General features: G+C 42.4%; 34 protein-coding genes. 1 reads left to right on the top strand and 33 read right to left on the bottom strand.

Features of this window, described 5'->3' with window-relative positions; genetic code table 11:
* Positions 1-125 precede the first annotated feature (125 nt).
* The 4 genes from ilvA to Hs20B_RS08115 form a co-directional block, all read right to left on the bottom strand.
* The gene (gene ilvA / locus Hs20B_RS08130; protein WP_172357369.1) at positions 126-1376 is read right to left on the bottom strand and encodes a threonine ammonia-lyase IlvA; all 1251 of its coding nucleotides are present in this window, start codon (positions 1374-1376) and stop codon (positions 126-128) included.
* Between the two features lie 104 nt (positions 1377-1480).
* On the bottom strand, positions 1481-2503 hold the full coding sequence (ilvC, locus tag Hs20B_RS08125; RefSeq protein WP_172357367.1) for a ketol-acid reductoisomerase: 1023 nt from the start codon (positions 2501-2503) through the stop codon (positions 1481-1483).
* Positions 2504-2598: 95 nt separating this feature from the next.
* Positions 2599-3075 carry an acetolactate synthase small subunit gene (gene ilvN / locus Hs20B_RS08120; RefSeq protein ID WP_172357365.1) on the bottom strand — a complete coding sequence of 159 codons (477 nt, stop codon included), beginning with the start codon at positions 3073-3075 and terminating at the stop codon, positions 2599-2601.
* On the bottom strand, positions 3068-4771 hold the full coding sequence (locus tag Hs20B_RS08115; protein WP_172357363.1) for an acetolactate synthase large subunit: 1704 nt from the start codon (positions 4769-4771) through the stop codon (positions 3068-3070). The genes ilvN and Hs20B_RS08115 overlap by 8 nt, the downstream gene beginning before the upstream one ends.
* 117 nt (positions 4772-4888) lie before the next feature.
* Here Hs20B_RS08115 and Hs20B_RS08110 point away from each other — a divergent pair, with 117 nt between their 5' ends.
* Positions 4889-5818 (top strand): glycosyltransferase family 2 protein, encoded by a 930-nt coding sequence (locus Hs20B_RS08110; RefSeq protein WP_172357361.1) that lies wholly within the window; start codon positions 4889-4891, stop codon positions 5816-5818.
* A 21-nt stretch (positions 5819-5839) separates the two neighbouring features.
* Here Hs20B_RS08110 and ilvD read toward each other — a convergent pair whose 3' ends face one another.
* From ilvD to rplB, 29 genes are all read right to left on the bottom strand, one after another.
* On the bottom strand, positions 5840-7552 hold the full coding sequence (ilvD, locus tag Hs20B_RS08105) for a dihydroxy-acid dehydratase (RefSeq protein WP_172357359.1): 1713 nt from the start codon (positions 7550-7552) through the stop codon (positions 5840-5842).
* A 101-nt stretch (positions 7553-7653) separates the two neighbouring features.
* Positions 7654-8142 (bottom strand): VanZ family protein, encoded by a 489-nt coding sequence (locus Hs20B_RS08100; protein WP_172357357.1) that lies wholly within the window; start codon positions 8140-8142, stop codon positions 7654-7656.
* Entirely contained in the window at positions 8139-9296 is a 1158-nt protein-coding gene (gene gshAB / locus Hs20B_RS08095; RefSeq protein WP_172357355.1) for a bifunctional glutamate--cysteine ligase GshA/glutathione synthetase GshB, read from the bottom strand. The genes Hs20B_RS08100 and gshAB overlap by 4 nt, the downstream gene beginning before the upstream one ends.
* Positions 9280-10647 (bottom strand): glutamate-cysteine ligase family protein, encoded by a 1368-nt coding sequence (locus Hs20B_RS08090; RefSeq protein ID WP_172357353.1) that lies wholly within the window; start codon positions 10645-10647, stop codon positions 9280-9282. Before Hs20B_RS08090 ends, gshAB begins: the two co-directional genes overlap by 17 nt.
* 290 nt (positions 10648-10937) lie before the next feature.
* Positions 10938-11318 carry a 50S ribosomal protein L17 gene (gene rplQ, locus Hs20B_RS08085; RefSeq protein ID WP_172357351.1) on the bottom strand — a complete coding sequence of 127 codons (381 nt, stop codon included), beginning with the start codon at positions 11316-11318 and terminating at the stop codon, positions 10938-10940.
* A gap of 21 nt (positions 11319-11339) precedes the next feature.
* Positions 11340-12275, bottom strand: coding sequence for a DNA-directed RNA polymerase subunit alpha (locus tag Hs20B_RS08080; RefSeq protein WP_172357349.1), 936 nt, complete (start codon positions 12273-12275; stop codon positions 11340-11342).
* 52 nt (positions 12276-12327) lie between these two features.
* A complete protein-coding gene (rpsK, locus tag Hs20B_RS08075) occupies positions 12328-12711 on the bottom strand; it encodes a 30S ribosomal protein S11 (protein ID WP_003138068.1) in 384 nt (127 codons plus the stop codon).
* 17 nt (positions 12712-12728) lie between these two features.
* On the bottom strand, positions 12729-13094 hold the full coding sequence (gene rpsM / locus Hs20B_RS08070) for a 30S ribosomal protein S13 (RefSeq protein ID WP_172357347.1): 366 nt from the start codon (positions 13092-13094) through the stop codon (positions 12729-12731).
* Between the two features lie 16 nt (positions 13095-13110).
* Positions 13111-13227 (bottom strand): 50S ribosomal protein L36, encoded by a 117-nt coding sequence (rpmJ, locus tag Hs20B_RS08065; protein ID WP_072353646.1) that lies wholly within the window; start codon positions 13225-13227, stop codon positions 13111-13113.
* A gap of 29 nt (positions 13228-13256) precedes the next feature.
* Complete coding sequence (infA, locus tag Hs20B_RS08060) at positions 13257-13475, bottom strand: translation initiation factor IF-1 (protein ID WP_003138071.1); 219 nt, start codon at positions 13473-13475, stop codon at positions 13257-13259.
* A gap of 138 nt (positions 13476-13613) precedes the next feature.
* Entirely contained in the window at positions 13614-14261 is a 648-nt protein-coding gene (locus tag Hs20B_RS08055) for an adenylate kinase (protein ID WP_172357345.1), read from the bottom strand.
* Between the two features lie 166 nt (positions 14262-14427).
* A complete protein-coding gene (gene secY / locus Hs20B_RS08050; protein WP_172357343.1) occupies positions 14428-15738 on the bottom strand; it encodes a preprotein translocase subunit SecY in 1311 nt (436 codons plus the stop codon).
* A 106-nt stretch (positions 15739-15844) separates the two neighbouring features.
* Positions 15845-16294: a 50S ribosomal protein L15 gene (gene rplO / locus Hs20B_RS08045; RefSeq protein WP_172357341.1), complete on the bottom strand. Its 450-nt coding sequence runs from the start codon at positions 16292-16294 to the stop codon at positions 15845-15847.
* 112 nt (positions 16295-16406) lie between these two features.
* Positions 16407-16589 carry a 50S ribosomal protein L30 gene (rpmD, locus tag Hs20B_RS08040; RefSeq protein WP_172357339.1) on the bottom strand — a complete coding sequence of 61 codons (183 nt, stop codon included), beginning with the start codon at positions 16587-16589 and terminating at the stop codon, positions 16407-16409.
* Between the two features lie 10 nt (positions 16590-16599).
* Entirely contained in the window at positions 16600-17094 is a 495-nt protein-coding gene (gene rpsE, locus Hs20B_RS08035; RefSeq protein ID WP_172357337.1) for a 30S ribosomal protein S5, read from the bottom strand.
* Positions 17095-17114: 20 nt separating this feature from the next.
* Complete coding sequence (gene rplR, locus Hs20B_RS08030; protein ID WP_172357379.1) at positions 17115-17462, bottom strand: 50S ribosomal protein L18; 348 nt, start codon at positions 17460-17462, stop codon at positions 17115-17117.
* Between the two features lie 175 nt (positions 17463-17637).
* Entirely contained in the window at positions 17638-18174 is a 537-nt protein-coding gene (rplF, locus tag Hs20B_RS08025) for a 50S ribosomal protein L6 (protein WP_172357335.1), read from the bottom strand.
* A gap of 110 nt (positions 18175-18284) precedes the next feature.
* Positions 18285-18683, bottom strand: a complete 399-nt coding sequence (rpsH, locus tag Hs20B_RS08020; protein WP_172357333.1) for a 30S ribosomal protein S8 — start codon at positions 18681-18683, stop codon at positions 18285-18287.
* A gap of 180 nt (positions 18684-18863) precedes the next feature.
* Positions 18864-19049 (bottom strand): type Z 30S ribosomal protein S14, encoded by a 186-nt coding sequence (locus Hs20B_RS08015; protein ID WP_172357331.1) that lies wholly within the window; start codon positions 19047-19049, stop codon positions 18864-18866.
* Positions 19050-19067: 18 nt separating this feature from the next.
* The gene (gene rplE, locus Hs20B_RS08010) at positions 19068-19610 is read right to left on the bottom strand and encodes a 50S ribosomal protein L5 (RefSeq protein ID WP_172357329.1); all 543 of its coding nucleotides are present in this window, start codon (positions 19608-19610) and stop codon (positions 19068-19070) included.
* Positions 19611-19632: 22 nt separating this feature from the next.
* Entirely contained in the window at positions 19633-19938 is a 306-nt protein-coding gene (rplX, locus tag Hs20B_RS08005; RefSeq protein WP_172357327.1) for a 50S ribosomal protein L24, read from the bottom strand.
* Positions 19939-20006: 68 nt separating this feature from the next.
* Positions 20007-20375, bottom strand: a complete 369-nt coding sequence (gene rplN, locus Hs20B_RS08000) for a 50S ribosomal protein L14 (RefSeq protein WP_172357325.1) — start codon at positions 20373-20375, stop codon at positions 20007-20009.
* Positions 20376-20398: 23 nt separating this feature from the next.
* Entirely contained in the window at positions 20399-20659 is a 261-nt protein-coding gene (rpsQ, locus tag Hs20B_RS07995) for a 30S ribosomal protein S17 (protein ID WP_172357323.1), read from the bottom strand.
* A 21-nt stretch (positions 20660-20680) separates the two neighbouring features.
* A complete protein-coding gene (gene rpmC / locus Hs20B_RS07990; RefSeq protein ID WP_003138091.1) occupies positions 20681-20887 on the bottom strand; it encodes a 50S ribosomal protein L29 in 207 nt (68 codons plus the stop codon).
* The gene (gene rplP / locus Hs20B_RS07985) at positions 20877-21305 is read right to left on the bottom strand and encodes a 50S ribosomal protein L16 (RefSeq protein WP_172357321.1); all 429 of its coding nucleotides are present in this window, start codon (positions 21303-21305) and stop codon (positions 20877-20879) included. The genes rpmC and rplP overlap by 11 nt, the downstream gene beginning before the upstream one ends.
* A complete protein-coding gene (rpsC, locus tag Hs20B_RS07980; protein ID WP_172357319.1) occupies positions 21305-21958 on the bottom strand; it encodes a 30S ribosomal protein S3 in 654 nt (217 codons plus the stop codon). The genes rplP and rpsC overlap by 1 nt, the downstream gene beginning before the upstream one ends.
* A gap of 12 nt (positions 21959-21970) precedes the next feature.
* Entirely contained in the window at positions 21971-22315 is a 345-nt protein-coding gene (gene rplV, locus Hs20B_RS07975) for a 50S ribosomal protein L22 (protein WP_172357318.1), read from the bottom strand.
* Between the two features lie 19 nt (positions 22316-22334).
* Positions 22335-22613 carry a 30S ribosomal protein S19 gene (gene rpsS / locus Hs20B_RS07970; protein ID WP_003138095.1) on the bottom strand — a complete coding sequence of 93 codons (279 nt, stop codon included), beginning with the start codon at positions 22611-22613 and terminating at the stop codon, positions 22335-22337.
* Positions 22614-22697: 84 nt separating this feature from the next.
* Positions 22698-23531: a 50S ribosomal protein L2 gene (rplB, locus tag Hs20B_RS07965; RefSeq protein ID WP_172357317.1), complete on the bottom strand. Its 834-nt coding sequence runs from the start codon at positions 23529-23531 to the stop codon at positions 22698-22700.
* Between the last annotated feature and the right edge of the window lie 13 nt (positions 23532-23544).

Genomic DNA, 23544 nt, shown 5'->3' with positions numbered 1-23544 from the left:
CTCCTCGAATTGAGTACTTTAATATCTTATCAAATTTCATCTCCCCTGTCAACTACTTTCTTCACCTTTTTTCGCTTTTTTTCTTGCGACTGAAAAACAAGGCCAGAGGCCTTGCTATTTAGGTGTTATACTAGTAGATTATATAAGCTTTCTTGTCCCTTTAAATCAATGAATTTACTATCAAACGCTGCCAGGCGTTCGATAAGTTGGGGGTGGTCGTGTTTATCTGCCAGGAGAATGCCTATCAGAACTGGTCCTTTGCCTTTATCGGCACGTTTGATGTACTCAAATCGCGTAATATCATCATGCGGTCCTAATATATCATTGACAAATTCACGCAAGGCACCTGGACGTTGCGGAAAGTTGATAACGAAATAATGTTTGAGTCCTTCATATATCAGACTTTTTTCTTCGATTTCTTGCATTCGGTTAATATCGTTATTACCACCTGAGATGATACAAACAACATTTTGCCCTTTGATCTCATCCTTGATCAACTCAAGCGCAGCGACACTTGCAGCACCTGCAGGCTCAGCAACAATTCCTTGCTTCGAATACAAATCCAAAAGTGTACTTGCAATCAAGCCTTCGTCCGTATTGACCAATTTATCGACATGATCTTTAGCAATCTGATAGGTCAGCTGTCCAACTTTTTGAACGGCGATACCATCTGCAAACTTGTCAATAGCCTCTAGCTTAATTGGGGCGCCATTGTCAAAAGCAGCTTGCATCGATCTAGCTCCTGTCGCTTCAACACCGATGACTTGGGTTGAAGGGCTCGCATGTTTCATGTAGAGAGAGACACCTGAAATCAATCCACCACCACCAACTGCAACGAGAATTTTATCAACAGCGATTCCTTTTTCGCCAGCATTATCACAGACTTCGACTGCTACAGTACCTTGTCCAGCAATCACATCAGGGTTATCAAAAGGATCAATGAACGTTTTCTTTTCACGTGTCGCAAAATCGATTGCAGCTGCAGCTGACTCATCAAATGTGTCACCAACCAGCGCAATTTCAGCGTAGTCGCCTCCAAAAAACTTGACTTGTGTTATTTTTTGCTGAGGAGTTGTCGTTGGCATGAAAATCGTTGCTGGAATCTTCAACTCGTTACACGTATAGGCGACACCTTGTGCATGATTGCCTGCACTTGCGCAGACGACACCATTAGTTAGCTTATCTTTTGGCAGATTATGTATGGCATAATAGGCACCTCGTAGCTTGAATGACCGCACTTTTTGAACATTTTCTTGTTTGAGGTAGACATTCGCCCCATATTTTTCTGAAAGATAGCTGTCCAAGCGCATTGGAGTTCTCATGACAACGGATTTCAAGACATCATTTGCCTCTAAAACATTTTTATATGATACCATATTTTCTTATTCCTTAGTCTATAAAACACCAAAAAGCCGAGCGCCGCTCAGCTTTCTGGTGGAATTCTGCACGGTTAAAGCACGCTGTGCAAATCATTATAATATTAGTTGTAGATTTTGAAAGCTGCATCATCGCCAGATTGTGTAAATGGCATTGCTTTACGCAATTCAGCACCAACTTTTTCAATTTCTAGGTCAGCTGCGGCAGCACGGTAAGCTTTAAGTTTTGGATTACCAGCTTTGTAGTCGCTAACGAAGTCTTCGGCGAATTTACCAGTTTGGATGTCGCTAAGCACTTTTTTCATGTTTGCTTTTACTTCAGCAGTGATGATTTGTGGGCCTGCAATATAATCACCAAATTCAGCTGTATTTGAGATTGATTGACGCATTTTCTTGAAGCCGCCTTCATACATCAAATCTACGATAAGTTTCATTTCGTGGAGGACTTCAAAGTAGGCAAGTTCTGGTGCATAACCACCTTCTGTCAGTGTTTCAAAACCAGCGTTGATGAGGGCAGTCACACCACCACAAAGGACAGCTTGCTCACCGAACAAATCTTCTTCTGTTTCTTCTTTGAATGATGTTTCAATCATCCCAACGCGGGCAGCACCTGCAGCACGGCCCCAGTCCATTGCGATATCACGTGCATTACCTGTTGCGTCTTGATAAACTGCAAAAAGTGCAGGAACGCCAAATCCTTCAGTGTAAGTACGACGTACCAAGTGACCTGGTCCTTTCGGCGCAAGCATGAAAACGTCAACTGTTTCAGGTGCTTTGATATAACCAAAATGGATGTTAAATCCGTGGCCAAAACCAATTGCAGCACCGTCTTTGAGGTTAGGAGCAATTTCTGCTGCATACAAGTCAGCTTGGATTTCGTCTGGTGCCAAAATCATGATGATGTCAGATTTTGCAACTGCTTCGGCTACCGGATAAACATCGAACCCGTCTTCTTTAGCGGCGTCAAAAGATTTACCTGGACGGATACCAATGATGACGTTTTCGCCAGAATCACGCAAATTTTGTGCGTGGGCATGGCCTTGTGAACCATAACCGACAACTGCGATTTGTTTGCCAGCAAGTGCTGGTGTTTTAACGTCATCTTCGTAATACATTGTTACTGCCATAATGAAATATTCTCCTAATTTCTAAATATGATATAATTGTACGATTTTTCAGACAATTTGTCAAGAGTAAATAATATTTTTTTCACAATCTTGCATCAATCGCGGGTAAATCCTGTGGCACCTGTTCTTGCAATATTTTTAATGCCATATGGTTTTACGACACGTAAAAGCGCTTCAATTTTGTCAGAATCACCTGTCATCTGGATCGTGACGGTTTTCGGTGCTACGTCAACTACACTTGCGCGAAAAGGTTGTACCATTGCAAAAAGTTCTGCTCTGAGATTAGCTGGTGCCGCAACCTTGACTAAAATGACCTCACGCTCAATATGTGGCACATCTGTAATGTCACGCACACGAAGAACGTCAATCTGACGGTTGAGCTGCTTGATAATCTGCTCGACTTCGTTCATGTTTTCAACATCAATAATAATCGTAATCCGAGAAATATTTGGTGCATCCGCATGACCAACTGAAATACTCTCGATATTGACCTGACGGCGTGACAAAACGCCTGTAAAACGGTTGAGTACACCTGTTGAGTTATTGAGTTTTGCTGTTAGCATTCTACGCATTGAATTTCACCCCCAACATTTCATCGTTGTGCCAACCTGCGGGCACCATTGGATAGACTTGTTCTTTTTGAGAGATGCCAACTTCCAGTACCATTGGCACATCTTCTGTGATGATTTTTAGATCGTCAGCAATGGTTGCAGGATCTAAGAATTTATCGTGCTTGATACCATATGCTTCTGCTAAGAGTTGGAAATTAGGCTCCAAGTCAAAAGTAGATTGGCTGCGGCGTTCTTCATAAAAACTCTCTTGCCACTGGCGAACCATGCCAAGTGAGTGGTTGTTAAATAAAATAACCTTGATGGCAAGATTGTAGCCATTTAAAATAGCAAGCTCTTGATTAGTCATCTGGAAACCGCCGTCTCCGACAAAAAGAATCACATTCTTGTCAGGATTGGCGAGTTTCGCCCCAATTGCTGCTGGAATGCCAAATCCCATTGTACCAAGGCCGCCACTCGTGATGAGTTGCCGATTGTTTTGGTAGGGGTACCACTGAGCAGTCCACATCTGGTGTTGACCGACGTCTGTTACGATGATAGCATCGCCTTTTGTAATCTCTCCGATGAGTTTGATAACTTCCTGCGGTTTATTGAACTCAGGTTCTGCCTCAAAACTGTATGGCGCTTTTTTGACGTTTTCTTGGACTTGTGTCAACCATTGGGCAAAGTTTGTCTTGGGTTGTTCGGTTGCTAACAAGGCTTTGATCGCTAGTTTCGCGTCACCAACAACTGGCAAATGCGTTTTGACGATTTTACCGATTTCAGCTGGGTCAATGTCGATATGTGCCACTGTCGCATTTTTCAGAAACTTAGTTGGATTTGACGCCAAACGGTCATCAAAACGACTGCCAAAATTGATCAAAAAATCTGTCTCAGCAAGCGCCATATTGGCCGCATAAGCGCCGTGCATGCCTCCCATGCCTAGAAATAGCGGGTGTGCTGTTGGCATTGCACCAAGCCCTAGCAAAGTCGCAACGACTGGAATCTGATATTTTTCTGCAAAGGCAACGAGCTCAGCGTTCGCCGTGGCATAGTTAATCCCGCCACCAGCTAAAATCAAAGGGCGCTTTTTCTTGGCTAAAAGATCCACGATTTTTTTGAGCTGCATGACATTTGGCTCAAGCGTTGGCTGATAAGATGGCAAGACAATCGTCGTGTCGTTAATCACTTCAACTTCTTTTGCCGCAATATTTTTAGGCAAGTCGATCACAACTGGGCCTGGACGACCGGTTGTTGCGATATGAACAGCCTCAGTAATCACGCGCGGGATATCTTCTGTTTCACGAATCTGATAGTTGTATTTGGTAATGGGCATGGTGATGCCGATGATGTCAGCTTCTTGAAAGGCGTCTTTACCGATACCTGGCGTTGCAACTTGCCCTGTGAAGATGAGCATAGGCACTGAATCAGAGTTTGCGTCTGCAATTGCTGTGATGGCATTTGTCGCACCAGGACCTGATGTCACGATGGCGACCCCTAGTTTCCCTGACGACTTGGCATAACCCTCAGCTTCGTGCGTTGCACCTTGCTCGTGGCGCGCCAAAATGTGCTGAATGCCATCATAGTCGTAAATGGCGTCATACAACGGCAAAACAGCGCCGCCAGGGTAGCCGAATATTGTATCAACACCGAGATTTTTCAGGGTGTCAAGGACAAGCAAAGAACCACTTCTAGGGGCATCGAGTTTAGTTTGTTTCAAATCTGTCTCTCCTTTGTGGGATTTTCACCGTTCAAAAATTCTGAAAATTGTGAATTATGTTTCATATTTTATCACTTTTATAAGGAATATTCAAGTAATTTTGATATAATTTAGGTAATGAAAACTTTATCTATTATCGTGCCTTGTTTCAATGAAGCGCAAGTGCTCGCTGATTTTGTCAGAGAGGTACAGCGTGTGACCACACATTTGCCGCTAACGAAAAAATTTATCCTGGTCAATGATGGCTCTTCTGACGACACTTTGGCTGTGATGAAAGCATTGGCTGCGAGTTCTGACGATATTTTTTACCTCTCTTTTTCAAGAAATTTTGGCAAGGAATCAGCTATTTTAGCAGGATTGACCTATTCTGAGGGCGATTTTGTGACGCTGATGGATGCGGATTTGCAAGATCCTCCTGAACTTTTGAATGACATGTATCAAAAGATGACGACAGAAAACTACGATATTGTTGGTTGTAAACGTCGTAATCGGCAGGGTGAACCAGCCATCAGAACTTTTTTCGCAAATCGTTTTTACTCGCTGATCAATCATATCTCTGACCAAGAAATCCCGAGCGGTGTCCGAGATTTCCGCCTGATGACGAGACAAGTCGTTGACGAGCTGTTGAAACTATCAGAAGTCAATCGTTTTTCAAAGGGCCTATTTGCTTGGGCAGGATTTAAAGCATTCTACATTGATTATGATAATGTCGAGCGGCAAGCCGGCAAGTCTTCTTGGCACTTTTGGCAGCTTGTATCTTACTCAATTGACGGTATTGTCAACTTTTCTGATGCGCCTTTGAACTTTGCGACTGTGACTGGATTTGTTTCCTTTGTCATCTCACTTTGCCTTGCTGCATTTTACATGACTAAAACTTTGCTGTTTGGCGACCCTGTCCAAGGCTTTCCAACATTGATCATCCTCATGCTCCTAATCGGCGGTTTACAGCTTTTCTCACTTGGCATTATCGGCAAATACATCGGCAAAATCTTTTTAGAAACCAAACATCGGCCTAGCTACATCATCAAAGAAAAAAATCTCGACTAATCAAATCGAGATTTTTTTCTTTTACTGATTTTGTTGTTCAAAAAGAAGTTCTTGTAATTGCTGAGGCGACATCAGAACCGCACCTGTGTTTGCAGACGTTGTCAGAGCAGTGTAGCGTGCTAGCCAGCCAGTTTTTACTTTAGGCTCAAATCTTGGTACATCAGCCTTTCGTGCTTCGAGTTCTTCGTCAGAAACGCTCAAGTTGATGGTCCGATTTGGCAAATCAATGACGATTTCGTCACCATCATTGATGCGACCAATTGCGCCACCAGCTGCTGCTTCTGGTGACACGTGACCGATTGCAATACCACGTGTGGCACCAGAAAAACGACCGTCAGTAATCAGTGCAACATCTTTACCAAGTCCACGACCAACAATCTTAGAAGTAGGTTCCAACATTTCAGGCATACCAGGACCACCTTTAGGGCCTTCGTAGCGGATGACAACAACGTGACCTGCTTTTACAGTGCCATTGTCAATCGCAGCGACAGCTTCATCATGGCTGTTAAAGCAGATTGCTTTGCCTTTGAAGACTTTAACTGACGGATCTACGCCGCCCACTTTAATGACCGAACCTTGCTCAGCGATATTGCCATAAAGCACTGACAAACCACCTGTTTTAGAGTATGGATTTGACAGTGGATGGATAACTTCTTCGTTTAGAATCTTAGCGTCTGCTACGTTTTCTTTGAGTGTTTTGCCAGTAACTGTTATACGATCACCTTTAACCGCACCACATGCGATCAATTGGTTAATGATTGCCGACACGCCACCTGCCTCATGCACGTCATGCATTGAGTAGATTGATGATGGCGCAATTTTTGACAAATACGGTGTTTTTTTAGCAATTTCATTGATATCTGACAGGTCATATTTGATGCCTGCTTCATGGGCAATCGCAAGTGTGTGGAGTACTGTATTTGTGGAACCACCCATTGCCATGTCAAGTGCAAAGGCATCATCAATCGCTTCTTTTGTGACGATGTCACATGGTTTGATTTGATTTTTAACCAAATACATCAGACGTTCTGCTGCTTGTTTGACAAGTTCCCGGCGTTCATCAGAAACGGCAAGAATTGTTCCATTTCCTGGTAAGGCAAGGCCAAGTACTTCCATGAGTGAGTTCATCGAGTTGGCTGTAAACATCCCAGCACATGACCCACATGACGGACAAGCATTTTTTTCAAGGAAATCAAGTTCATCAGAAGTCATTTGACCATTTTCATAAGTTCCAACAGCTTCAAAAAGGCTTGACAAAGTCGCTTGGTGACCAGTCATGTCAAGGCCAGCCTTCATCGGACCGCCTGAACAAAAGATTCCCGGCACGTTCGTGCGCAAAGCAGCAAGAATCATCCCCGGCGTGATTTTATCACAGTTAGGAATGTAGAACACACCGTCAAACCAGTGCGCGTTGATCACGGTCTCAGCAGAGTCAGCAATCAGCTCACGACTGGGTAAGCTGTAACGCATACCGATATGGCCCATGGCAATCCCGTCGTCCACACCAATCGTGTTGAACTCAAAAGGAATCCCACCAGCTTCACGGATGGCTTCTTTGGCAATATCTGCAAGCTCACGCAAATGCACGTGACCAGGCACGATGTCAATATAAGAGTTACAGATGGCGATAAACGGTTTTTGCATATCACGGCTTGATTTTACTTGGCCGGTCGCATATAAAAGCCCACGTGCTGGCGCTTTATCCACACCGACCTTAATCATATCACTACGCATAATTTTTCCTTCTTTCAAACAAATATGTAACTACTATTTTAACACTTTAAAACCATTCGTCAAGGGAATTATCTGAAAATTTTGGTAATTGATAACATTCATCACATCTGTAGCCTGCGTTTACGCAATACTAGAAAAGCGATTGTGATAAATAGTAGTGCGCCAGTACTTTTCAGGACTGTATCCGTCAAACTCATATCACGTCCGTCCACAAAATGCTGATGAATTTCATCCAAGTTAGAATAGACCGCCGTTGCAAAAATGGCATAAAACGCCGCTGCAAACTCAGAAAATTCCTTGATGCGTCTGAAATTCAAGAATAAAAACAGGCCAAAAACGCCAAATAACAGGAAAAAGGTGATCTTACGAATCATCCAATCCAAAAAGCGATAATAACCCATGTCATAAATCGACACCTTAGTCCCCGCCCAAGTAAAGGAAATATTATCCAAAAGCGTATACCCTGGCCGATGTGGCAACGCACGCTCTAGCAAATCAGAGACATTCGCGCGATCATAAGAGAAACTCGACCACAAACCAATCAGCAAAACAAGCACCACTGGCACAATAATCAGTAATTTATTTTTCATAAAACCTCAGGAAATAATAGTGTTATCAGTGCCTCAGTCACACGGCGAGACGTACCCACCGCAGGAAAAAGGTGCATCTGCATCATCGGATTTTGATTGGCCTCAATGACAAAATAAGCGCCTTCTTTACTCAGGTCATCGATAATAATATCAACGCCTGTAATCACAACATCAAGCGCTCGTGCAGCTACAACTGCGATGTCTTTGTAAAATTCACTCACGTCATCTGTCCGATCAATTGAGTCACCACCCGTTGACACATTTGAGTTTTCTCTGAGAAAAATCTGTTCTTGCTTTTTAGGTACTGTATTTTCATCAACCCCTTGCAGATTTAGCGTCAGCAGCTCCACGTCACCTAGCTTGATTTTTTCAAGTGGCGTTCTATGATTTTCTCCACGTCTGATGTCTGCGTTTTTGATATTAACCAGTTGCTTGATTGTGTGCACGCCATCGCCAACGACATTTGCAGGAAAACGCTCCAAGACTGCAAGCACTCGACTGTCCTGCACATAAAAGCGATACTCCGTCCCATGTGCATAAGTTTCAACGATAATGGCATCATCATTTTCAAAAGCAATTCTGACGGCCTTTTCATAGTCGGCCTGTGTCGTCATTTCTTTGAAAATCGTGATCCCAATGCCATAATTCGTGGATTTTGGCTTGACAACGAACTCTGACGGAAGCTTATCAAAATAGCGCAGCGCAGCGTCTATATCATGAAATTCAAAGCCATTTGGTACAGCAATCCCAGCTGAGCTGAGAATTTCCTTAGTCACGATTTTATTTTCCATAAGTGCGTGCGAAAGCGCACTGTCAAGTCGTGTGATATTGCCTTCTTTGATGTATTCGACGTGGTTCTCATGCGTCAGTTTAACGATCTGCTCAACTTCGTCCAAAACCTCAAACTTGATCCCATGCTTAATGGCATCCGCAATGACATTTTGCGTGGACAGCTCTAGATTTTCATACCCTGGTAGCTGAAAGTCGTTTTTCGGGGCATCAACGTGCCTGATGTCAATATTCTGACGACTCATGACCGCAAGAATCGCTTCTAACTCACGATTACTATCATAAGTCACCGTCACAAGATCTCCATTAAAATACCAGTAGGCATTTTCCGCAAGTGCGCCTGTAACCTTAAATGTTTTTTCCATTTGCAAAAATCTCCGATATTTCTGATAATGTTTTACCATTATTGTACAACTCTAGTGCTCTTATGGCAGGATTTTCGAGTTTTTCGACACGCTCATAGAGCGATGCTAGATAGTCTGCTTCCCCAAACCCACGTTTATCCAACCCCTTTTTAGCCAAATCAAGCAAATCTTTGGCAAATGCAGCAACATCTGCTAACTCATCAGAAGTCAAGTTTTGACCAGCAAAGCGTCTACGCAAAGTCGGATAGTCACGACCATAGTCTTCATAAAAATCATGGTCAGACAGCAGATTTTTAAACTCTGATAGCTCAACCATCAAACCCAGATGAAAGGCCGCAACGCTAAATGAATCTGCTATAGGCTGCGCGCAAGTGCTCCGAAACTCAACTGTACCGCGCGCTGTCAGATCCTGATACTGATAACTTCGATGATTGTCAAAATCGTGCGGTGAAGGCGACAAAACGACATCATTTCCCGCCAAATCAAAAGCCGCTATCTCATCATGATTGAAAAAATCAGCCACCTGAATCGGAGAAAAATAGTAAGTCTTCTCGTCATGCGTTGTTGTAAACAAGGCAGTTTTCGTCAGATAGTCCAAAAAACTTTCCTTGTCTGTGAAAAATTCGGGAAAGACACCAACATTTTCCTTGAAAACACCATGCATTGACTCTTCCCAAAAAATATCACGTGAGATCAGTGTGTCAAGCTGAGATTGCCACAGGTAAGAATTGGCAAAAAGCCATGCCTTAGCAGGCTCGATCGCATTAAACAGATTGAGCACATCTAGTAAATTATCCTCAATCACATCCAGCTGAATCTGACTCCCTTGAATGAAAGCACCGTAGTTATAGTGATGATCTCGGACTGATTCATGCGATGCCCCAAGCTTCAGATAAGCCATGAGCATCTCATAGCGATCACTTGCGACAGGACGATTGTCATTTTTATCCCAGAAAGGATTGACCCCGAGCCCCGTCATCAGATGATTTTTTGACGCCAGATAGTTTTGAATCACAGCTAAGTAAGTCTCAAACCGACTTGCTACTTCTGATATGGTCTTGGCCTTGTCAAAAGCAAACTCCAGTGTGTTATAGCCGACTTCAAACAGTATCCTATCATCATTTTCATCAGAAATCAGCTGAATAGCTTGACCATTCTCATCCGTCTTTTCTACAGAAAATGGCAAATTCTCAACAATCTCATCAAATAGCCCCCAGACAACAGGAAATTCAGCAGCCTCACCCGTCAGATTGACAATCGGGAATTCTAGCTCAATTCCGACAAATAAATCATCAGACTGCTTTAATTTTGAAAAATAGCGCTCTTTCAAGAGCTCACGTGCAATATCCATCGTACCCCTTCGTTCATCAGACTTGCTCCCCAATAACAAGTTTGTTATGTGTTAGTATTTCCATTTTATCATAAAATCAGCGGAATCACCTTTGAAATCGGATATGACACCCATCATAGTTATAAAAGATGATTTTTGACAAAATAAAAACCACTTACAAAATGTAAGCGGCCTAGTAATACTAGACAGTAAGAGCTAGACTAAGTGCAAGCACCACCATCATAACACTCCACAAAAATTGATGAAGATTTCATTTACTGTTTTATTTAAGTGATACTGTGATTCAATTATTAAACAAGTTCAATAATTGCCATTGGTGCAGCATCGCCACGGCGTGGTTCAGTTTTAAGAATACGTGTGTATCCACCATTGCGGCCTTCATAACGTGTAGCGATGTCGCTAAACAATTTTTGAAGCGCAGTTGGGAAAGTTTCAGTTTCTTCGTTGAAATCTTTTTCAGCGATTTCGTTGCGTACGTAAGCAGCAGCTTGACGGCGTGCATGAAGATCGCCACGTTTTCCGAGTGTGATCATTTTTTCAACAGTTTTACGAACTTCTTTAGCGCGAGCTTCAGTAGTTACGATGTATTCGTTGATGATCAAGTCAGTCGTCAAATCGCGAAGCATAGCTTTACGTTGATCAGATTTACGTCCAAGTTTACGGTAACCCATGATTCCTCCTATTAGATTTTATTAGTCTTTTTTGAGCGACAATCCAAGGCTGTCAAGTTTGTCCTTGACTTCAACCAGAGATTTACGACCCAAGTTTTTCACTTTGAGCATTTCAGGTTCGCTCATATCAGCAAGATCAGCAACAGTATTGATACCGGCACGTTTCAAACAGTTATAAGATCGAACAGAAAGATCAAGTTCTTCGATGACCTTGTCCAGAGCACGCTCAGGTTTGACCTCGTTTTTATCAACCAATGTATCCGCAGCTTGCGCCACTTCAGATAGATTGACAAAGAGTCCCAAATGGTCAGTCAAAATTTTTGCAGACAATGACAAAGCATCTTCTGCAGAGATTGTGCCGTTTGTAAAGATTTCCAGTGACAATTTGTCAAAGTTATCTTTTTCACCCACACGTGCTGGCTCAACTTGGTAATTAACCTTGTTGACAGGCGTGTAAGACGAATCCACAGCGATTGTCCCGATTGGTGCTTCAGCTTGTTTATTATCTTCAGCAAGGACATAACCACGACCTGAGTTCACTGTCATGCGAGCATTCACAGAATGACCCTCAGCAAGTGTGAACAGGTAGTGATCTTTGTTGACAATCTCGATGTCGCTATCAGTGAGGATGTCTCCAGCCGTTACAACAGCAGGCCCCGTCACATCAAGCTCAATAATTTTTTCCGTCTCAACGTATGATTTGATTGCAAGACCTTTGATAGCAAGAATCACTTGAATCACATCTTCATGCACACCAGGAATCGTCGCAAATTCATGGAGAACCCCATCAATTTGAATGCTTGTAACAGCAGCACCAGGTAGTGACGACAAAAGAATACGACGCAAAGAATTGCCTAAGGTTGTACCATAACCACGTTCAAGCGGTTCTACGACAAATTTGCCATAGGTATTTTCTTCATCAAATTTTGTAATTTTTGGTTTTTCAAACTCAATCATGTGTATTTCCTTTCAGTGCAAAATGTTAGAGTAGCAACAAGCACCCTAGAAATTAGACACGACGACGTTTTGGAGGACGTGCACCATTATGGGGTACAGGCGTCACATCGCTGATTGCTGTTACGTTAAGACCTGCAGCTGCGAGTGCGCGGATAGCGGATTCACGACCTGGACCAGGACCTTTAACAGTTACAGCAACAGTTTTCAAACCATGTTCTTGAGCAGACTTAGCAGCAGCTTCAGATGCCATTTGAGCAGCGAAAGGAGTCGATTTTTTAGACCCTTTGAAGCCAAGAGCACCAGCAGATGACCAAGCAAGCGCGTTACCATGAACGTCTGTGATCATAACGATTGTGTTATTGAAAGTCGCATGGATATGAACAACACCAGATTCGATATTTTTCTTGACACGACGTTTACGAGTAGGTTTAGCCAATGTTTATCTCCTTTCTATTATTTTTTCTTGCCTGCGATTGATTTAGCAGGGCCTTTGCGTGTACGTGCGTTGTTCTTCGTGTTTTGACCACGAGTAGGCAAACCACGACGATGACGCATGCCACGATAGCTACCGATTTCCATGAGGCGTTTGATGTTCAAGTTTACTTCACGACGAAGATCGCCTTCAACTTTGAGTCCATCAACTTCACGACGGATAGCATCTTCTTGGTCAGTTGTAAGGTCTTTAACGCGAATGTTTTCAGCAACACCAGCGGCAGCGAGAACTTTCTGAGCAGTTTTGAGACCGATTCCAAAGACGTAAGTAAGTGAAATTACTACTTGTTTATCATTTGGAATGTCAACTCCAGCAATACGAGCCATTCTTTATGTTTCCTTTCTATCCCTGACGTTGTTTGTGTTTTGGATTGACAGGGCAAATTACCATAACACGACCGTTACGACGAATAACTTTGCAGTATTCGCACATTGGTTTAACTGATGGTCTTACTTTCATTGTATATACCTCCTATAAAAATGTTTGGACTACTTAAATCGGTATGTAATACGTCCACGAGTCAAATCATACGGCGACATCTCAACAGTAACACGGTCACCAGTCAAGATGCGGATATAATTCTTACGCATTTTACCAGAAATAGTCGCCAAAATTTTGTGTCCATTTTCAAGCTCAACTGTGAACATCGCGTTGGGCATTGTGTCAATCACTTTGCCTTCAATTTCGATTACGTCATCTTTTGCCACGTCAACTTACCTCCTCTTTAAATTCGTCCAGTTTTTCGATAAATATCTAAAAGTCGGACTAGGATATTATACCATACTAGTCCGACTTTTACAAGTCACTTATCTGAATTACTTTTAACTTATTTTCAAACGTTCTGATTAGCCCAGAATTACTTTAATATCAGCAGATACTTTTTCAATCTCTTGCTCGCCTGCCACATCTTTTACAAGACCTAGTTTACCATAGTGTTCAAGGATAGGCGCCCCTTGTTTAATGTTGATGTCCAGACGATTTTTGACTGTTTCTGGCTTATCATCCTCACGTTGATAAAACTCATGCCCGCCACATTTATCACAAACACCGTCAACTTTTGTTGGATTGAAGATTTTATGGTAAGTCGCCCCACATGTCCGGCAGATGAAGCGGCCAGACAAACGATCTACCAAAATATCAGGATTTACATCAATATTGATCACAGCATCTAGTTTCAAACCAAGATCTACAAGCATGGCGTCAAGCGCTTCAGCCTGCTCAATTGTTCGCGGAAAGCCGTCCAACAAGAAGCCTGACGCTTTGATATCCGCTTTCGCAAGACGCTCTTTAACAATACCATTTGTCACATCATCAGGTACTAAGTTACCATTATCAATAAATGACTTAGCAAGTCTGCCCATCTCAGTTTCGTTTTTCATCGCTTCACGGAACATATCACCCGTAGAGATATGCTTCACACCGTAAGTATCAACAATTGTTTCTGCTTGAGTTCCTTTACCAGCACCTGGCAAACCCATGATTAGTAAATTCATTTTTTCTCCAATTAGTTTTTATCTGATTTTTTAGCTACATTACTATTTTAGCCTTTTAAAGCACTTTTGACAATATCAAATCACAACTTTGAAAAAAGTCTCAGCATTTCAAGACGAAAAATGAAAAAGCCCGACCAAAGTCAGACTCTTGTATTTCATTTTCAGCTTAGTTGATAGGGTCGTCCATAAAGCCTTTGTATTTGCGTTTTAGCATATACCCTTCAAGTTGTTTAGCACCTTGAATACCAGTTGAAATCAAGATAAGGAGGCTTGTACCACCTAGTGCAACCATCTTGGGTAGGCCAAACTGATTGGCGGCAATAATCGGAATAATTGAAATGAATCCGAGAAAAAGCGCACCAACCGTTGACAAACGAATCAATAAACGTGAAATATATTTTTCTGTTCCTTTACCCGGACGTACAGACGGGATATATGACCCTTGTTTTTGCAAATTTTCCGACATCTTTTCTGGATTTACTTGTACAAAAGCATAGAAAAATGTAAATAAGACAATCAACAGGGCATAGAAAATCATTCCCGTCCAAGTGTTGTAGTCCAAAGCATTTTTCAACGTTTCAATCCAAGGAATATCCTTATTTGAGGATTGGAAAAATTGTAGGATTGTTGCTGGTGCCGTTGAGATTGAACTTGCAAAGATTACTGGAATCACGCCAGCAGGATTGACCCGCAGTGGCAAGTATGAACTCGTTGGGGCACCTTGTACGAGTTTCGTATATTGGATTGGAATTTTGCGTTCAGCCTGTTGGATGAAGGTTGTAACAAAGACAACAATCGCCATCACGATAAACAAAATGATGACAAAGATGATTGACCCTGGAATTTGATCAGGACGTACATTCACAAACTTATCTTGATAAAGTTCAACAAAAGTCCGTGGAATAGACGAGATAATCCCAGCGAAGATAATCACAGAAACACCGGAACCCCAACCATTTGCAGTGATTTGTTCACCCAACCAAACAACAACCATCGATCCCGTGGTCAAAATGATCCCGATAAAGAGATAAGTCTGCCAAGTCGGATTGTTGACGATATTTCGCGAGCTCATTGCCTGAAACCCAGCGGTAATTCCAACAGATTGTAACATCGCAAGCACGAGCGAGATATAACGTGTCGCTTGGTTGAGTTTACGACGGCCAATTTCACCTTGCTTGCCCCATTCGACAAACTTCGGTAAAATATCCATCTGCAACAACTGAACGATGATAGACGCCGTAATATAAGGCGATACGCCCATGGCAAATACGGAGAAGCTTTGCATGGCATTCCCTGATACCATATTCATCATTGACAAAAATGGTAAATCACTCAAGGCATTCAAGTTTTGCACGTTAATTCCTGGCACAGTAATATGCGCACCAAGGCGGAAAACAAAGAGAATACCAAGTGTGAAAAGGATTTTACTTCTGACGTCTTTAACCTTGAACGCTTGTATCAAGAGTTTAAAAAACATGGAACTCCTTTATGCTAGTATTAAAAATAAGTCATGACCTATTTTTAATATATAGATAAAAGTGGCAAAAGTCTGAAGGGAAATCCCAACAGACTATTGACAACTTTTAGGCTTCAGGAGTTACGACTGAACCACCATTTGCTTCGATAGCAGCTTTTGCAGATGCAGAAACTTTTGCTACTTCAACTTTGAGGTTTTTAGCCGTCAGCTCACCGTTACCGAGAACTTTTACACCTGATTGGACATCTTTGATGATTTTAGCAGCAAGCAATGTTTCAGCTGAAACAGTTGCGCCATCTTCAAGACGATTCAAAGTGTCAAGGTTCACGATTGCGTAATCTTTACGGTTAACATTCAAGAAACCACGTTTAGGCATACGACGGAACAAAGGTGTTTGACCACCCTCGAATCCAAGACGAACACCGCCGCCTGAACGAGATTTTTGACCTTTTTGACCACGACCAGATGTTTTACCATTACCAGACGAAGTCCCACGACCAACACGATTACGGACTTTACGGCTGCCTTCAGCAGCTTTGAGTTCATTCAACTTCATTATTATTTCTCCTATTTGAGCCATTTTTAGGCTCTCACTAAACGCCAAGACACTTTCGCGGGAATTCGCGGAAGTGTCAGGCTCGCTTATTTTTTGTTAAATGGACTGAGCCTTATTTAACTTCTTCAACTGTTACCAAGTGAGCGATTTTAGTAACCATTCCCTTGATAGCAGGTGATTCTTCTTTAATGACTGAGCTTGACAATTTGCCAAGGCCAAGCGCTTTAACAGTTGCGCGTTGAGCAGGCAAGCGGCCAATTGGAGACTTAGTCAAAGTAATTTTAATTTGAGCCATGTTATCCTCCTTAAGCTAAGTCTGCTACAGATACACCACGCAATGCGGCAACATCTTCAGCACGTTTGAGTTGCTTCAAACCATCAACTGTTGCGCGAACAACATTGATTGGTGTGTTTGAACCAAGTGATTTAGATGTGACATCAGCCACACCAGCAAGTTCGAGGACGGCACGTACAGCACCACCAGCCGCAACTCCGGCCCCTTCAACAGCAGGTTTGATCAAGATCTTACCGCCGCCAAATTCACCAAGAACTTGGTGAGGTACAGTCGTACCAACCATAGGAACAGTAATCATGTTCTTTTTAGCTGCTTCGATAGCTTTACGGATTGCTTCTGGTACTTCTTGTGCTTTACCAGTACCAAAACCAACGCGACCATTGCGGTCACCAACTACAACAAGCGCTGCAAAACGCAGACGACGTCCGCCTTTAACAACTTTAGTTACACGGTTGATACCAACAACACGTTCTTCGAATTCTTTTACTTCTTCGTTTCTAGCCATTTTAGTGTCTACCCCTTTCCTTAGAATTTAAGTCCATTTTCACGTGCAGACTCAGCGAGTGCTTGCACACGTCCATGGTAAAGGTATCCACCACGGTCGAAGATTACTTCAGTTACGCCAGCAGCAACTGCTGCTTTAGCAACTGTTGCACCAACTGCTGTTGCTTGTTCAGTTTTAGTGCCAGTTTCTTTCAATGATGAGGCGCTTGCGAGCGTTACACCTGCTATGTCATCAATTACTTGTGCATAGATGTTTGTGTTAGAACGAAAAACATTCAAACGTGGGCGCTCTGCAGTTCCAGAGATTTTACCGCGTACACGGCGATGACGCTTTTGACGCGTTTTATTTTTATCTGCTTTAGAAATCACAATTTTTACCTCTAATTTTTTCTGTGCCATCTTAGTAGCTGTCAAGCCACTTTGCGCAGCCAAACTCTCTCCAAGATGTGTGTTTGTTGTCTTTAATAAGTCAAGTATTAACATAAAATACCAGTTCTAAGTAACTGTAAGCAAAAAAGTAATACAGTCACTTTGATGTGGAATTTTATTTACCTGTCTTACCTTCTTTACGTCGTACGAATTCGCCAACGTAACGGATACCTTTACCTTTATAAGGTTCTGGTGGGCGCAAGCCACGGATGTAGGCAGCAACTTCGCCAACAACTTCTTTATTGCTACCAGATACGTTGATTTCAGTATTTGATGGCACTTCAAAAGTGATGCCGTCAGGCGCTACAACTTCATCAGGATGTGATTTACCAACTGAAAGTGTCAATTTGCTACCAGCAAGTTGTGCACGGTAACCAACACCACGCATTTCAAGTTGTTTTTTAAATCCTTCTGAAACACCAACAACCATGTTGTTGAGGTTAGCACGAGTTGTACCGTGGATTGTCTTCATTTCTTTTGAATCATTTGGACGGTGCAAAGTGATCTCTGTACCTTCTACTTTGATTTCGATGTCGCTAGAAAATGAACGTGTTAGTTCACCTTTAGGACCTTTTACTGTCGCCGTGTTGCCGTCAAGTTTAACCTCAACGCCAGCAGGGATAGTAATTACTTTATTACCAATACGTGACATTTTTGTCTCCTGTTAGATTGTCAATCCGCCATAACAGCGAACTGTTTTCACGGGCTTTCAGCAGTTAAACTACTGAATTTCCAGTTTGCAGATAGAATTGAAAACAATTCTTACCAAACGTAGGCGAGTACTTCACCACCGATGTTTTTAGCACGAGCAGCTTTATCAGTTACAACACCTTCAGATGTAGAAATCACGGCAGTACCAAGACCGTTAAGGACTTTAGGCACTTCACCAGATTTAACATACACACGCAAACCAGGTTTAGAGATACGTTTCAAGTTAGTGATAACTTTTTCGCCATCTTTACCGTATTTAAGGAAAACACGGATGATGCCTTGTTTGTCATCTTCGATGAATTCTACGTCTTTAACGTAGCCTTCAGTTTTGAGGATGTTTGCGATGTCGCGTTTGATTTTTGATGCAGGTGCTTCAACAACGTCAAATTTACGCATGTTAGCGTTACGGATACGTGTGAGGAAATCTGCGATTGGATCTGTCATTACCATTTTTATTTTTCTCCTATTATGAATAGTTTGATACCAAAGCATCACTTGTTCATTAACGACTCTACTAGCAAATACCAGCAGATTTATAATACCAGAATCAGATACTCGAGCAAGCCCAAGCAACATCTTCCAAGTCTACTCTATTTTAGCATTTTATGCAAAGCAAAAGGTGCTAAAATCTTACCAAGACGCTTTTTTCACGCCAGGGATTTGACCCTTGTATGCCAATTCGCGGAAGCAAATACGGCAAAGTTGGAATTTACGGTATACTGAATGTGGACGTCCACATTTTTCACAGCGTGTGTAAGCTTGCGTTGAGAACTTCGCTGCGCGCTTGTTCTTTGCAATCATTGATTTTTTAGCCAAAGATATTTACCTCCTGTATTATTTAGCGAATGGCATGCCAAGTTTAGCAAGCAATTCACGTGATTCTTCGTCAGTGTTAGCAGTTGTTACGATAACAACGTCCAAACCACGAACTTTATCTACGTTATCATACGTAATTTCTGGGAAGATGAGCTGTTCTTTCACACCTAGTGTGTAGTTACCACGGCCATCAAACGCTTTGTTTGAGACACCATGGAAGTCACGGACACGTGGAAGAGAGACAGTTACCAATTTATCAAGAAATTCGTACATACGTTCGCCACGAAGTGTTACTTTCGCACCGATAGCAACGCCTTCACGCAAACGGAAACCAGCGATTGATTTCTTAGCTTTTGTGATCAATGGTTTTTGACCTGAGATCAAAGCCAATTCAGCAACTGCTTTATCAAGGTTTTTCGAATTGTTTACTGCATCACCAACACCCATGTTAAGGACGATTTTGTCAACTTTTGGCACAGCCATAATAGATGTGTAGTTGAATTGTTCAGTCAACGCTGGGATTACTTCGCTAGTGTATTTTTCTTTCAAACGATTAGTCATTATATTCTCCTTTCCGTGTCTATTAATCTAGGATTTCGCCAGATTTTTTGTTGTAACGTACTTTTTTGTCGCCTTCAACTTTGTAACCAACACGGCCTGCGACACCATTTTTGTCAAGTACTTGTACGTTTGACACATGGATAGGCGCTTCGATTTCAAGAATCGCACCGTTTGGATTTTCGTTGTTAGGTTTTTGATGTTTCTTGATGATGTTAGCACCTTCAACAACCACTTTGTTAGCTTTTGGCAAAGCTTTGATTACTTTACCGGTCACACCACGGCTTTTGCCTGTGATGACTTTGACAGTATCACCTGTTTTGACAAACATGTTTTTCTCCTATTTTCTTACGTCGCTTATAGCGACACCCTCACGAACATGAGGGGACTATTGTTTGATTAAAGTACTTCTGGTGCCAATGACACGATTTTCATGAAGTTTCCTTCACGCAATTCACGTGCAACTGGGCCAAAGATACGAGTACCACGAGGTGTTTTATCATCTTTGATAAGAACAGCAGCATTTTCGTCGAACTTGATGTAAGAACCGTCAGTACGACGTGCTCCAGATTTAGTACGGACGATAACCGCTTTGACAACTTCACCTTTTTTTACAACTCCACCAGGAGCTGCAGATTTTACAGATGCAACGATAACATCACCGATACCAGCGAATTTACGACCAGAGCCACCTAGGACTTTGATTGCAAGAATTTCTTTGGCACCGCTGTTATCAGCAACTTTCAAACGAGATTCTGATTGAATCACAGCAAATTCCTCCTTTTAGAATGTTAGATGATTACTGCTTCTTCAACGATTTCAACAAGACGGAAACGTTTGTCTTTTGACAAAGGACGAGTTTCCATCACGCGAACGATGTCACCAGTTTTAGCTGTGTTGTTTTCGTCGTGAGCTTTAAGTTTTTTAGAGTAGTTAATACGTTTACCATAGACAGGGTGGTTACGTTTTGTTTCGATGACAACTGTAATGGTTTTGTCCATTTTGTCAGAAACCACGCGGCCTTGATAAACTTTACGTTGATTACGTTCCATTATAAAGGTTTCTCCTGTCTATTATTTAGCTTCGCGTTGAACTGTTTTCACGCGAGCAATTGTTTTCTTAACTTCGTTGAGGCGGACAGTATTTTCAAGCTGACCAGCAGCTGCTTGGAAACGCAAGTCGAACAATTCTTTTTTCAAATCTTGTTCGCGAGTTGCGAGTTCTTCAGCTGAAAGACCACGAAGTTCTGTCAAAAGTGATTTTACTTCATTAAGCTTCATTTGTTTCCTCCTCAGCACGTTTAACAAACTTAGTTTTAACAGGAAGTTTGTGTGATGCAAGACGTAATGCTTCGCGAGCGATTTCTTCAGAAACGCCACCGATTTCAAACATTACTTTACCGCGTTTAACTGGAGATACCCAACCTTCAGGTGCCCCTTTACCAGAACCCATACGGACCCCGATAGCTTTAGCAGTGTATGATTTATGAGGGAAGATTTTGATCCAAACCTTACCACCACGTTTCATGTAACGTGTCATGGCAATACGAGCTGCCTCGATTTGACGGTTTGTGATCCAGTGAGATGTTGTAGCTTGGAGACCAAATTCACCAAAAACGACTTCTTTACCGCCTTTAGCTTCCCCACGCATTTTGCCACGGAATTCGCGGCGGTGTTTCACACGTTTAGGTACTAGCATTATTTGTCTCCTTTCACTGATTTTTTAGTTGGCAAGATTTCACCACGGTAAATCCAAACTTTAACGCCGAGTTTACCATAAGTTGTATCTGCTTCTTCCCATGCATAATCGATATCAGCACGGAGTGTGTGCAATGGCACTGTTCCTTCTGAATATCCTTCAGCACGGGCAATATCGGCACCATTCAAACGACCAGATACTTGTGTTTTGATACCTTTGGCACCAGCACGCATTGTACGTTGGATTGCTTGTTTTTGAGCACGACGGAAAGCAACACGTTGTTCAAGTTGACGCGCGATACCTTCACCGACAAGGTGAGCATCAAGGTCAGGTTTTTTGATTTCAACGATGTTGATGTGAACTTGTTTACCAGTAAGTGCGTTCAATTCAGCACGAAGGCTGTCAACGCTGGCACCAGATTTACCGATAACCATACCTGGTTTAGCTGTGTGCAAAGTTACGATAACTTTGTTAACAGCACGTTCAGTTTCGATTGTTGATACAGACGCATCAGCAAGGCGAGTCTGAACAAGTTTACGGATTGCAAGATCCTCGTGGAGGTAACTTGCGTATTCTTTTTCAGCATACCATTTAGCGTCCCAATCACGGATGATTCCGACACGCATACCAATAGGATGTACTTTTTGACCCACGATTTTACCTCCTTATTTTTCTGTCACAACCACAGTGATGTGGCTTGTGCGTTTATTAATTGGTGAAGCTGAACCTTTCGCACGAGGGCGGAAACGTTTCATTGTTGGACCTTCATTGATGTAGGCTTCTGAAACGAAAAGGTTTGCTTTTTCGAGACCAAAGTTGTTTTCAGCATTTGCGATTGCAGAATTCAAAACATTCTCAATCTCAGTTGCTGCTTTAGTCGGTGTGAATTTAAGTGTTGCAATAGCTTCGGCAACGTTTTTTCCACGAATCAAGTCGATTACAAGACGTGATTTACGAGGTGAAACGCGGACTGTACGAGCAGTTGCTTTAGCTGAAGTAATTTCTGCCATTTTATTCCTCCTCTATAAATTAACGACGTGTTTTTTTATCGTCTGCTGCGTGGCCACGGTAAGTACGTGTTGGTGCGAATTCGCCCAATTTGTGTCCTACCATGTCTTCTTGAATGTAAACTGGTACGTGTTTGCGACCATCATAAACTGCAATCGTGTAACCGATGAAGTTAGGAAAGATAGTAGAGCGACGTGACCAAGTTTTAATAACTGTTTTCTTTTCGTTGCCTTCTTGAGCAACAACCTTTTTCATCAAATGATCATCGACGAAAGGGCCTTTTTTAAGACTGCGTCCCATTTGTTATGGATCTCCTTTAATGAGAGTTGAAATTCAACTCCTGATTTAACCACTGCCGCTACTTAGGCGGAGCTGGCGGATAGATTATTTTTGGTTTTTACGACGAACGATAAGCTTATCAGATTTTGCTTTTTTGTTACGTGTTTTAAGACCAAGAGCTGGTTTGCCCCAAGGTGTAGATGGCGATTTACGACCAACTGGTTGTTTACCTTCACCACCACCGTGTGGGTGATCGTTCGGGTTCATTACTGAACCACGGACTGTCGGACGGATACCCTTCCAACGGTTACGACCGGCTTTACCGATGTTAACCAAACTGTGTTCGCCGTTTCCGACAACACCGATTGTTGCACGTGCAGTTGAGAGGATCATGCGCACTTCACCAGATTGCAAACGCACGAGTGTGTATTTACCTTCTTGACCAAGTACTTGCGCTGAACCACCAGCTGAACGAACAAGTTGCCCACCTTTACCAGGTTTCAACTCGATGTTGTGGATGAGTGTACCAACTGGAATGTTTGCAAGTGGCAAAGCGTTACCAGTTTTGATGTCGGCTGTTACGCCAGATACAACTGTTTGACCAACAACGAGACCTTTAGGTGCCAAGATGTATGTTTTGATACCATCTGCATAGACCAACAAAGCGATGTTTGCTGAACGATTTGGATCGTATTCAATTGTTGCAACTTTAGCAACAACATCGTCATGGTTACGTTTGAAGTCAATCACACGGTAATGACGTTTGTGTCCGCCACCTTGGTGACGTACTGTGATGCGTCCGTTGTTATTACGGCCTGCTTTGTTTTTAAGTGCTACCAACAATGATTTCTCAGGTTTGTTAGTCGTAATTTCAGCAAAGTCAAGGCTTGTCATGTTACGACGACCGTTTGTCGTCGGTTTGTATACTTTAATACCCACTGATTACTCCTTT

It is taken from the genome of Pseudolactococcus insecticola (assembly GCF_011170065.1).
In the GTDB taxonomy this organism is placed as follows: Bacteria; Bacillota; Bacilli; order Lactobacillales; family Streptococcaceae; genus Pseudolactococcus; species Pseudolactococcus insecticola.
Note: the sequence above shows the minus strand (reverse complement) of the source record. Positions and strands in the feature narration are given on the sequence as shown.